We start from the raw sequence: 11,896 nt of genomic DNA on the forward strand, positions 1-11,896 counted from the left end.
ACACAAGATACTGCCATCTGAGAACGGAGATTGTAAGTCTCTCGTACTTGATAATAAGTATTTTCCTGTACACTGTAACGGCTAAGTTTACGAGTTCTATATATGTATTCAGATACATAATTACAGGCATCAGAATAAGCCTTCATTGTATCGCAGAGAATCTGCTTATCTGAAGGATTAACTAAAATCTGAAGTTTTGCTGTAATTGTCTGTTCCATATAAAACACCTACTTTCTTCACCAAAAACATTATATTATTTATTTTGGCGAAGAACAATAATATTTAGAAAGAAAATGCGTCGCTAAAACGGGCATTCCTCCCACCACTCAAGAGTAGTGGGCTTCCTGCCCTGCGACGCTTGTGAAAAACTACTAACATAATGTACTGATAAATAGTTTGGCTATTTTTGGAATATCTGATATTATATATGTGGGTGTCAAAATGACAGGGGTGTCATTTGGCACCTATTACTGACTTGAAAGATGAACTAATATATAGCAACCTTCAGGTTAGGTAATATCAGCATAAAGGATGGTAAAAGGTATGGATTATACGAAGCTTTTAGATAAGGCCAAAGAGATGCGCAAGATGTCATATGTGCCCTATTCACATTTTCATGTAGGCGCTGCGCTTCTTACAAAAGAGGGTAAGATATATGGCGGATGTAATGTTGAGAACGCTTCATACGGCGCTACTAACTGCGCAGAACGTACAGCGTTTTTTACAGCTATTGCCAATGGGGAGAAGAACTTTAAAGCGATTGCCATAGTAGGCGGTCCTGAGGATGAGAATGGCAATATAGATAAACTCACTGATTCACAGCCATGTGGTATCTGCAGACAGGTTATGAGAGAATTCTGCGGACCTGATTTTGAAGTAGTGCTTCAGGGAGCAAGCGGCGAAGTAACTGTTCAAAGGCTTGATGAAGTTCTTCCTAACAGCTTCGGACCTGAGAACCTCTAAAACTATAATAGATAGTAATTATTGGATTTAATAAAGAAGTCTGGATGAATTCTATTTTAATAATTCATCTAGGCTTCTTTTTTGATTAACAAAAACTTCTATTCTGTATTTAGCTAAGAATTTGAAAAGCTTTCTATTTTTAAATCCAAATTAATGTCGCAAGTTCCGTCAATTTGAACCATTAGTTGTTTTCTTTGCTCGCGACATGAGGAAAAAATGATTAGATAGTCATGCTGATTGATATTTTCTTAAAGCTTATGAGGGTCAGTTTTCTTTTAGAAGATTCAGAAGATACGGAATCTCAGCTTCGAAGTTAACAGCATAGTTCACGCTGTCCGGATCCTCATATGTATTACGGATGCTGGCAGCTGTGAAGTCTGTAGCTATCTTAAGGGCAGTATATACACTCTTGCCAAGAGTAAGAGCACCTGTGAATGCGCTGGCGTATACATCACCTGTTCCGTGAGACTTATAAGGAACCTTGGTGGTGCCATAGCTTATGAATTCGCCATTTTCACCGTTAAGACCTATAAAACCAAAGCTTCCGTTATCAAGAGTAACACCTGTTATTACAGGGAACTTACATCCTGCATTAACAAGCTTTGTTAGAAGGCCTCTGACTACATCTTCATTTGCCTCTTCACCCGGGTACTCTTCACCCAGCATAAGAGCAGCTTCGGATATGTTAGGAAGTGTGATATCTGCCTTGGTGCATAGATTCAGCATCTCTTTGGCAAATGCCTCATCAAAACCAACATAAAGCTTGCCATTATCGGCCATGGCAGGATCGACTATAATGGCTGTGTTTTCACCTTTAAGTGAGTTAAAATATTCTTTTACTATATCTATCTGACGAAGGCTTCCCAGATACCCTGTATAGATTGCATCGAATTTAAAGCCTTCTTTCTTCCAATGCTCCAGAATTGGGAGCATATCATCTGTAAGATCTCTGAATGTAAATCCCTTGAACATAGTGTGTGTGGAGAGAACAGCGGTCGGCACGATCGATGTCTCAACTCCCATGGCGCTGATGATAGGAAGTGCTACAGTAAGCGAGCACTTGCCTACGCAGGAAATGTCTTGAATTGATACGATTCTCTTCATAGCGGGTCTCCAATCTGTCTGTATCTGAGTGTAGTAATTGTCCGACATATTCAGGATAAAGTTTGAAAATGTTCCATTTTCAAACCCAAATTGGTGTCGCGAGCTCCACCAATTTGAACCATTAGTCACTTGCTTTGCTCGTGACATGAGGTTAAAAATAGAATGAGCCGGTGTGCTTGTAATGTCTAAAGGCAATTGACATTGCCATCACTGATTAAAGAGTATATTATAAAACTGGAATCATTATTATAACCATTTTGTGAATTTTGAATAAGACCAGATTTACACAAAATAAAAAGAAAAACAAGTAAGAAAAACAAGTAAGAAAAACAAGTAAGAAAAACAAGTAAGATATATCGTAACCTGTTCATGTGGATAAGAAACAAGGGGGAAGAATATATGTATGATGTAGAAAAAAGAGGCAATGTACCAATTTATGAGTATCTGTATAAATGTATTCGAAATGATATAGTAAGCGGCAGGATTAGAAACGGCGAGAAGCTCCTTTCTAAGAGACGTCTTGCAAGGCAGGAGGGCGTTGCACTTATAACCGTTGAGAATGCATACGAACAGCTCCTTGTGGAAGGCTATATCGAAAGCAGGGAGAGAAGCGGATATTATGTCAGCTTTGACGCAGGGCGCTTTGTAATGAGTGACTATAGTGATGATAGCAGCAGATCGTCAAATGGTAATATATATCTTAATCATAGATCTGCTAATAATAGTATTGGCAATATCAAAACTGATAATACTAGTTGTAAAGCCAATAATACCAATAGAAAAGCCAATAATACCAATAGTAGAGCTAATAATACTAATATTAAAGCCAATATTACTAATAGTAACAATAATATATCTGGTGTTATTGAAAGAGATATTCCCCAAGTTCCTGATATAGCAGATTTTGTATCGCAGCGTCTTTTTGATGATGCCTTCCCGTTTGATATATGGTCCAAACTTATGCGCAAAGTCTTGTCTGACAGAAATCCGGAATGCCTTGCACCGCCGGATCCTTGCGGACTTCCCGTTCTTAGATACGCAATCGCCGGTTATCTTATGAGAAGCAGGGGTATAGATGCAGATCCTGATAATATCATAGTAGGTCCGGGTACGGAATATTTAGAAAATATACTTTTGATATTGTCAGGCGGAGGTGCACTTACAGCTGTAGAAGATCCCGGATACAAGAAGATGGGCCTTCTGTGTGAGAGAGCCGGGCACAAGTGTCTTCATATACCTGTTGATAGGGACGGACTGGATGTATCTGTGCTGGAAGGAACAAGTGTAAGACTTGTTAATATCTCACCATCTCACCATTTTCCTACAGGTGTTGTCATGTCTGCCGGCAGGAGGGCTCAGCTTGTAGACTGGGCTGAAAGGGAAGATGCCTATATAGCAGAGGATGACTACGATTCAGAGTTTAGATTTTCAGGAAGGCCTATTCCTCCTATTGCTGCTGCATATCCTGAAAGGGTCATTTACATGAATACATTTACAAGAACCCTGGCTCCGTCTATAAGGATAGCCTTCATGGTCCTTCCGGATAAACTCATGGATCGTTACAGGCAGAAGTTATCATTTTACTCAGGGACGGTTTCTTCTTTTGAACAGCTGGTTCTGGCAGAATTTATAAATGGAGGATACTATGAGCGCCACCTTTCCAGAATGAGGAATTATTATGGCAAAAGGCGCGAAAGCATCATGAGATTATTTGAATCCAAAGAAAAGGGTTCTACCAATAGGAATGATAGTAAAGAAAAATATGATGATACTAAAGAGACTCATGACAATACTCATGCTGACAGATCCTATATCCAAAAACAAAAAGAAAACAGTGAAACAGGTATATTTGTACCGATAAAGGATGTTGCAGGTCTTAGAATAGTCCTAAAGGCTCCTGATAGCCTTGATGATGAGAAGTTTATAAAAGCATTGTCAGATAAGGGAATAAAGCTGTCTTGCATAAACGACTATTGTTATAGCCATAACAGCCAATATGATCACCATTTCCTTGTAAGCTTTGGCGCAGCTAGTGAAGCTGATTTTGCAAAAGCTCTACCCGTAATGGAAAAGGCGGCAATGGAATGCATGTAGGAGAATGAATGATCATGAACAATATGTAACACAAAAACGTTTGTTATGAATCGAATAAAAGATTTTTTAAAAAAGTACTTGCATTTATCTTAAGGTTGTAGTAAAGTATCTTTTGTTGCAAGGAACGACAGCAACAAAAGATAATAAAGATGCGCTGCTAGCTCAGTTGGTAGAGCACCTGACTCTTAATCAGGTTGTCCAGGGTTCGAGACCCTGGCAGCGCACGCCGAGTACTGTTTCATGAGTATAGCTCATGGGGTGGTACTTTTTTTTCATGTTTGAGGATTGTCTGAGCTTCTGAGAAACGGAACAATCCGGTAGTCATATGGCGTCAATAGGAACTTTTGACACCTACCTCATATTATTAGGTCAATTTAAAAAATCCCAAATGAAAAATCCCCGGTCCTTAGAAGGATACCGGGGATTTTTCATTTGGTCCGCTTTTAATATCACAGTTACCTTCCAGCGTGTTGGCTGCTGCCAGGTACTCTGCATATGATTTTGATTTTAGTATATTCTTTATGTAGCCTTCTGAACCTTCGAAAGACTGTGACATGTAGAACCACATCTCTTTCATCTTGTTGAAGACATTATTGCCGTCTTTAAGATTCTCTTTGTACATAGCTTCCAGAGCGCGTCTGAACTCTTTGAATTCTGCTTTATCCATCTTGGCGCCGCCTTTGATCTGGCGAGCAAGAGAAGGATCAGCTACGATGCCTCTTCCAAGCATAACAGAAGATATTTTATTATCTGCAGAACCGGCTGTATTCATATGATAATGCAGAGTGATATCTTTTGATAGATCACTATTTATATCATGAATATCTAAGGTATCTTTGGTCATACCACCTATATCATGAAGACCAGAACCTTCCTTTAGTCCACCACTTACATCATGAAGATCTGAGCCTTCCTGATATCCATATCTATCATTGATCTTATTGTAGTTATCCAGAGTAAATACATTGCCGTTGTAGCATACAGGGCAAGAGCTCATCATAAGAGCCTTTTCAAATACTTCCATATCAGGAACACCTTTATAGAACTGTTTCCTGATACGTGGGTGTATAGTCAGCTCCTTAATAGGGTATCTGGCATATATCTTGGACAGATGCTCCATCTCAGATGCGTCAAGATAACCGATTCTGGTCTTAACTGATAGTTTTCTTGCATCATCGCCTAGAGAATCGAATACTTCGTCAAAGAAGGTACCTAGCTTATCAGGCTCTTTTAAAAATCCTGAACCTCTACCCTTAGCTGTAACTGTGCCGGATGGACATCCAAGATTGAGATTGACTTCATCATAGCCCATTGAGGTGAGCTTTTTGAAGATCCATATGAGCTCTTTAGAACTGTTGGCCAGAACCTGAGGTACGACCCGCATCCCTTCGTTGTTGGCAGGATCTATCTCCCTCTCATCACGTTTTTTGATATAGTGATCAGGGAATACACTAATAAAAGGGGTGAAATATGTATCCACCCCTCCAAAATACTTATTGTGAAGCTGTCTGTACAGATATGTTGTGATGCCCTCCATGGGCGCATAATATATGTTCATCTATATAAATCCTAAAAATAACTTATTTACCGGCAAGGAACTTATCGATGTGATCCTCAATGATCTTCATGAGTCTTGTTCTTGCTTCTACACTAGCCCATGCAATATGAGGTGTTATAAGAAGCTTAGTGCTGTCCTTGATCTTAAGAAGAGGATTGGACTCTTCGATTGGTTCAACAGAGAGTACATCAAGACCCGCAGCACGGATAGTTCCGTTTTCAAGAGCATCAGCAAGATCCTTCTCGTTAACAATAGGACCACGTCCAAGGTTTAAGAGAATTGCAGATTTCTTCATCTTGGAAAGGGCGTCCTTATTGATCAGGTTGGCGGTTGCGTCATTAAGCGGTGCATGGATAGATATAATATCGGATGTTTCTAATAATTCGTCAAAAGAAACTTCCTTATATTCTGAGTCATGGTTCTTGCCGGATGTTGAATAGTAGATTACATTGCATCCAAAAGCCTTGGCAACGCTTGCAACCTGCCTTCCGATAGCACCAAGACCGATTATGCCATATGTCTTGCCGCAGAGCTCTCCAAATCTTTTTTCAAAATGTGTGAACATAAAATCTTTGGTATATCCGTCTGTCTTAACATAGTTGTCATAGTATGCAAGGTTTTCAAAAAGATAGAACAAAAGAGCAAAGGTGTGCTGTGTAACTGTCTGAGTAGAATATCCTGCAACATTGCGCCATTCAATGCCTTTTGATGCAAGATAGTCAAGATCGAGATTATTGACACCTGTTGCTGTGACACATACAAGCTTTAGATTCTTGGCAGTTCCGATTGTCTTTTCATTGATCGGGACTTTGTTAAGGATGATAATATCTGCATCCTCGACCCTTGCAGGAACTTCCTCCGGCTTTGAGAAGTCATGTATCACAACTTCTCCAAATCTGTTAAAAGGGGTTAGATCAATATCTTCACCTATTGTTTTGCGGTCAAGAAATACGATTTTCATAAGTGGCCTCCATATTCTTAGATTGATATATTTACTTATCAATATTATTTTTAGATTTTGAAATAGACCTATGTCATTCATCATAATATATCGCCCTAAGACCTATTTCAAGATAAAAATACCTGTGGAGCAGTTGTATAAGTAAAAACTGAAAATTCGCCTTACCACAAATGGTGGCGTATGTTTGGCAAGTGCTAAGTTTGAACAAAAATAAGTTGCAAAAAATTTATTTGACCTATTGACTCATATTACATTGCGTATTAACATAGCACTTGAAAACAAAATAAAACTTCGGGGTTGGGTGAGATTCCCTACCGGCGGTATAGTCCGCGAGCTTTGATAGCATGAACCGGTGTGATTCCGGTACCGACAGTAAAGTCTGGATGGAAGAAGGATATGCAGATCTTATGATCTGTAGGATTATGGATGAATTGTTAGCCCCGGATATATGCCGGAGCTTTTTTGTTGTATGTAACACAAAAGTCCGATATGTCCCAAACTGTGGATTTATGCTGGCAAAAGATGAAAATGCCCACAAAAATCACGCTTCTAAGGATACGCATTCATCCTGATTCCTAAATTCACAACGCAGGCGTAAAACCAATAATTCCCGAAAATAACACATGTGTACAGACATAGGAGGGATAAAGAAATGACCAATGGATTATTTGCTAGTATTGCAGAAAATGTAGAGTATGTGATAGGCTTTGCGATCATCATCGCAGCAGCTTTTGCTATCGCTATCGTATGTGAGAAGCTGGCACAGAAGATCAACGGAATTAAAGAGCCCATGCTCAGCACCAGAAAGGTAGTAGTTATAGGAACATTTGCAGCTATATCTGTTGTTCTTATGATGTTCGAGATTGCGCTTCCTTTTGCACCATCTTTCTATAAGCTGGATCTTTCTGATCTTCCTGCTCTTATCGGTGCATTTTCATTTGGGCCGATGGCAGGCGTTATGATCGAGTTTGTGAAGATTCTCTTAGAGCTTGTTATTAGAGGAACTTCTACAGCATTTGTAGGAGAACTTGCCAATTTTGTTATAGGATGCTGCTTCATACTTCCGGCATCTATTATCTATACTTTCAAAAAGACCCGCACTATGGCGCTTGTATCCTGCATCATCGGAACACTTGTTATCACTATTGTAGGAAGCCTTATGAACGCATTCTACCTGCTCCCTGCGTATAGCGCACTGTACGGAATGCCTATAGATGCATTTGTAGGAATGGGTGCTGAAGCTAATAATAACGTTACAAGTATCTGGACACTTGTATTGTACTGTGTAGTTCCTCTCAATCTTATCAAGGGCGGCATTGATTCTATTATTACAGTATTTGTATATAAGAGGATCAGCGTAATTCTTAAGAATGTTACATTCGTACCGGCTTCAAGAAAGAAAACATATGCAGAATAATTTTTTTGGAGCTTATGATCTGAATTTGATAGATTATATGTATAGTAGGCAGTGGCAGTTTATATGTCACTGCTTATATTTTTAGTTAAAGAGAAAAAGGCAGTGTACAAATGCCCCGGATATTGCATCTAATAAGCAGGAAGCTATAAATAAAGTCTTAGATTATTCCGATATACAAATTGAGATAGTGTCGTCGATTTAGTGTACGGATTCTTTTGTATTTAATAAATGTGAATGATCCGGCACACTGGTAAAAGTAGTAGTTGCAAGGATGCGTATATAGAGATTGCTTCACCGGATATGATCAGTGATAGAAGCGTATATCTCTTTGGAAAGGAGTCTGTTATGGCATTATCAAATGATATCGCGCGTATAAGCGCGGCACAGTCTATGTATGACACATCGTCATACAATAAATCCGTCAAAAAAGAAGAGCAGTCAGATAAAACCAAAGCAGCTGAAAACAAGAATACACCAAAGGTTACAGGCAGGACAGTAGGTGATGTTCAGCTAAGTGAAAAGGCTGCAAAGTTCTATGAGAAGTTTAAAGCCAAATTCCCCGGTATGGACTTCGTCCTGGTATCCAAGGATATGAAAGAACAGGTCGAGTCCAATGCTGCTGCATATGGCAAGGCCAATAAGACAGTAGTTCTTATCGATGATGAGAAAATCGAGAGAATGGCTAATGATGAGAAGTATGCAAGCAAGATAGAAGCAACTATCAAAGGTGCAGAAGCTCAGATCAAAGCCCTTAGTAGCGGTCTTGCATCTACTGGAGCAGATGTTCAGGGATACGGCATGAAGATTAATGATGACGGCACAGCTACACTTTTTGCAACTTTAAAGAACTCTTCAAAGGCTCAGAAAGCCCGCATTGAGAAAAAAGCTGCCAAGAAGAAGGCGGAAGAAAAGGCAGCCAGGAAACTGGAAGAAAAGAAAGCCCATAAGAAGGATAAAGACAGGGATATCAGCAATAAACATATTAGCGATAAGGATGAAAAAGTTGCAGATAATACTAACAAAACAAGGGACAAAGATAGAATTCCTGATGAAGATGAGTATGTAACAATTACAGCAAATACCGCTGATGAACTCCTAAAAAAGATTTCTGATCAGGCTATGCTCTTTAGAAGCGACAGCGTCAGAACACAGGAAGAAATGATGGTAGGACAGCACTTTGATTTTAACATATAGACTACCGCCAGTATTTTGATTTTTAACTAAAACTACCCAACTTGGACGGACCTGCCCCTGCAAAGACTTTGGAGATGCCGGTCCGTCCAAGTGGGTGGTTTTAGTTTTGCAAAAGCAGGGATTGCCTCTACAGATCAATCCCTGCTTTTGTTACGCTATATAGGAATAAGACATCGCCCTCCATAAGCACCAGATTGCCTCTTGGTACGAGGGGCTTATTACCACGTCTTATCATCACGATAAAAGTAGTTCTGGAGATATCAAGTTCATCAATCCTTAGGCCTATCCAGGAGTGCCCGTATTCAAGTTTCATCTCTTTGAAATTGATGAACTTGTCCTTCTGAAGCGGTTCAGATCCCAGAACGAGCTGGTCTCCTTCATGGATCAGAGTATTGCCTTTGGGGATGGAAGTCTTGTTATTTCTTTGAAGAGCTGCGATTATGATATTGTCCGGAAGATGCAGGTCTTTAATATATTTGCCGGCCCAGTCATCGTTTTCGGTGATCTTGACCTGAATGAAGTTGAGCTCAGTATCAGTAGAATCTCCGACTGTGGATAGATGAGTATACTGTTCTACGAATCCGGCGCTTATGATACCTGTTGGGATAGCTACAATTCCTACCCCCAGAAACGCAATGATTATACCAAAGAACTTACCGAGTGTAGTCACAGGATATATATCACCATATCCTACAGTCAGAAGTGTGGACATAGACCACCATACACCGGAGAAAGCGTTGGAGAATACCTCCGGCTGTGCGTCATGCTCCAGTGAATACATGCAAAGACTTGAACCCAGCATTAATACCAGGATTATGAATACAGAAGACATAAGCTGCTGACTTTTACTCTTTATAACATCTGTGATAACATTCAGAGAATCATAATATGCATTGATCCTGAAGAGCCTCAAGATCCTGGCAACTCTGAACATCTTGAAGGCAACAGCGCCGTTTGGAAACATGAAGGGCAGATAGTAAGGAAGGAATGATAGGATATCAATTATTCCGTCCAGTGAAAAGATATATTTTTTTATAGCACCCGCTTCAGTTTCTTTGGGAAAATGGCACTTGGCAGTATATACTCTTAATATAAAATCTATTGCAAAAAAAGCCACAGTGACAACTTCAATAATATGGAATATGTCTCCATATTGAGCCTGCAGATTGTCAAAGGTAGCCATGACCGAAGCCCCAAGATTGAGTAATAGAGCAGATATACTTAGTATGTCATACATCTGATTGACCGGCTCATCAACAACACCAACCGAGACCATCTTGAAGACCCTGTTTCTTATATTTCGCTTTCTTATCATATTTTCGTGTTTGGAATCTGTTTTTTTCACATCAAACCTCGTGTCTGGAAGTTTTAGTTATTTATATGACGTAAGGGTCAAAAGTCATTTCGATTCGAGCTTGCTCGAAATCGAATATGAATTTATGACCCGCCAAACATGAGCAAAGTAGCACGTAGTGCGGATTTGCGAATGTTTGAGGATTGTGAGAGTTTCGAAGAAACGGAACAATCCGGTAGTCATATGGTGTCAAAAGGAACTTTTGACACCTACCTCATTTATATAGAAAAAAGTATATGAAAAATTTTCTCTTGACTATATATACTATAGTTTAGCATCTTTTGGACAACTATGATATGCGATAATATCAGATTATTTGACCGGTACTGAGTTTTCAAATGTACATAAAAGCGATATAATTAAAGGTGATAATTAGTTTTATGACTAATTGACCGATATTATCTGTATAAATTATCAACTGAAGCTACTACCTTTTTGTGAAACTGGGGAGTTATCAGATCTCCGGTTGATCCATGTATAGCCATAAGTGGCAGGAGGGCGTATGTTTATCTGCATGTCATGTCAGGACAATTCCGAAAAGACTACAACAGAGATCTGTGAATTTCGCGGGATCAGGTATGATAATCGTTATAAGACCGCTGTGATATCAACAGAGCATGAGAACCACGATTACATCGTGCCTATGACTGAGACCAGATATGAACAGCTGGTTGATGAACTTGCCAAGGCTATGAATGAGCATCAGCTTATCTATCTGAAAAATGGTGTTATATTCAGGTGCCGAAAAGGTGAGATTCATAATAGTGAACCCCAGAATATTACAATAGGTTGGTAAGATCATGGTAGATATTCCTATAGAGGTGCAGCTGCGGCCATTTATATTGCTGCTGCTTATTTTATCTATTGTCAATATGGTCATTTTGTTCAATAAGACCAATGAGAATATAGGTAACAAGAGAGAAGTAAGAGCATTTCGCGGAATGCTCTTATCTTTGTTTGCGCGCCATGGGTGCGCTCTAACGGGTGAAAGTCCCGAACACGCCCAGATAGTGGGAAGTGTATAGCTGAACAGCAAGGGTGTCCATCGTGAGGTGGAATCTGAAGGAAGCTGTGAGCAAATCTCTGGTCCGACGGACAGAAATCACATATAAGGCTAGGCTACGAGAGATAAGTTGGCAAAGAACAACGAGGTCTAATAACTATCACATTTGTAGTAGCAGAGTAAATGTGGCGGATATATGGAGAGAAAGAGCGTGCGCCTTAAGCGTGGAGGTCTCACAGTGGTTTCAT

At 39.7% G+C, this 11,896-nt stretch carries 9 protein-coding genes, 1 tRNA gene, 1 pseudogene and 1 riboswitch; of the genes and pseudogenes, 6 read left to right on the forward strand and 5 right to left on the reverse strand.

The window, feature by feature from the left end; translation table 11 throughout:
* A pseudogene (locus BMX21_RS18695) lies at positions 1-218 on the reverse strand (RNA-guided endonuclease TnpB family protein); the annotation flags it as partial.
* A gap of 325 nt (positions 219-543) precedes the next feature.
* Here BMX21_RS18695 and BMX21_RS18700 point away from each other — a divergent pair.
* Positions 544-963 (forward strand): cytidine deaminase, encoded by a 420-nt coding sequence (locus BMX21_RS18700; protein ID WP_027203529.1) that lies wholly within the window; start codon positions 544-546, stop codon positions 961-963.
* 264 nt (positions 964-1,227) lie between these two features.
* Here BMX21_RS18700 and BMX21_RS18705 read toward each other — a convergent pair whose 3' ends face one another.
* Positions 1,228-2,067: a pyridoxamine kinase gene (locus BMX21_RS18705; RefSeq protein ID WP_092046961.1), complete on the reverse strand. Its 840-nt coding sequence runs from the start codon at positions 2,065-2,067 to the stop codon at positions 1,228-1,230.
* Between the two features lie 399 nt (positions 2,068-2,466).
* Here BMX21_RS18705 and pdxR point away from each other — a divergent pair, with 399 nt between their 5' ends.
* Together pdxR and BMX21_RS18715 are read left to right on the forward strand one after the other, a co-directional pair.
* On the forward strand, positions 2,467-4,161 hold the full coding sequence (gene pdxR, locus BMX21_RS18710) for a MocR-like pyridoxine biosynthesis transcription factor PdxR (protein WP_177174117.1): 1,695 nt from the start codon (positions 2,467-2,469) through the stop codon (positions 4,159-4,161).
* A gap of 151 nt (positions 4,162-4,312) precedes the next feature.
* Positions 4,313-4,385, forward strand: a tRNA-Lys gene (locus BMX21_RS18715).
* A gap of 182 nt (positions 4,386-4,567) precedes the next feature.
* Here the strand turns inward: BMX21_RS18715 and BMX21_RS18720 are convergent.
* Both BMX21_RS18720 and BMX21_RS18725 read right to left on the reverse strand, forming a co-directional pair.
* Positions 4,568-5,719, reverse strand: a complete 1,152-nt coding sequence (locus BMX21_RS18720; protein WP_092046968.1) for a tRNA dihydrouridine synthase — start codon at positions 5,717-5,719, stop codon at positions 4,568-4,570.
* Between the two features lie 22 nt (positions 5,720-5,741).
* A complete protein-coding gene (locus BMX21_RS18725) occupies positions 5,742-6,680 on the reverse strand; it encodes a D-2-hydroxyacid dehydrogenase (protein WP_022756150.1) in 939 nt (312 codons plus the stop codon).
* Positions 6,681-6,963: 283 nt separating this feature from the next.
* A riboswitch (FMN riboswitch) is annotated at positions 6,964-7,079 on the forward strand.
* A gap of 253 nt (positions 7,080-7,332) precedes the next feature.
* Between BMX21_RS18725 and BMX21_RS18730 the strand changes: the two genes are divergently transcribed.
* Complete coding sequence (locus BMX21_RS18730; RefSeq protein WP_092046971.1) at positions 7,333-8,097, forward strand: ECF transporter S component; 765 nt, start codon at positions 7,333-7,335, stop codon at positions 8,095-8,097.
* A 345-nt stretch (positions 8,098-8,442) separates the two neighbouring features.
* Complete coding sequence (locus BMX21_RS18735; RefSeq protein ID WP_143057305.1) at positions 8,443-9,291, forward strand: DUF6033 family protein; 849 nt, start codon at positions 8,443-8,445, stop codon at positions 9,289-9,291.
* Between the two features lie 127 nt (positions 9,292-9,418).
* Here BMX21_RS18735 and BMX21_RS18740 read toward each other — a convergent pair whose 3' ends face one another.
* Entirely contained in the window at positions 9,419-10,636 is a 1,218-nt protein-coding gene (locus tag BMX21_RS18740; RefSeq protein ID WP_022756154.1) for an ion transporter, read from the reverse strand.
* A gap of 511 nt (positions 10,637-11,147) precedes the next feature.
* On the opposite strand from BMX21_RS18740, the gene BMX21_RS18745 reads away from it, so the two are divergent.
* Positions 11,148-11,441, forward strand: coding sequence for a hypothetical protein (locus BMX21_RS18745; RefSeq protein WP_022756022.1), 294 nt, complete (start codon positions 11,148-11,150; stop codon positions 11,439-11,441).
* Positions 11,442-11,896 lie beyond the last annotated feature (455 nt).

It is taken from the genome of Butyrivibrio sp. TB, from assembly GCF_900110805.1.
In the GTDB taxonomy this organism is placed as follows: Bacteria; Bacillota; Clostridia; order Lachnospirales; family Lachnospiraceae; genus Butyrivibrio; species Butyrivibrio fibrisolvens_C.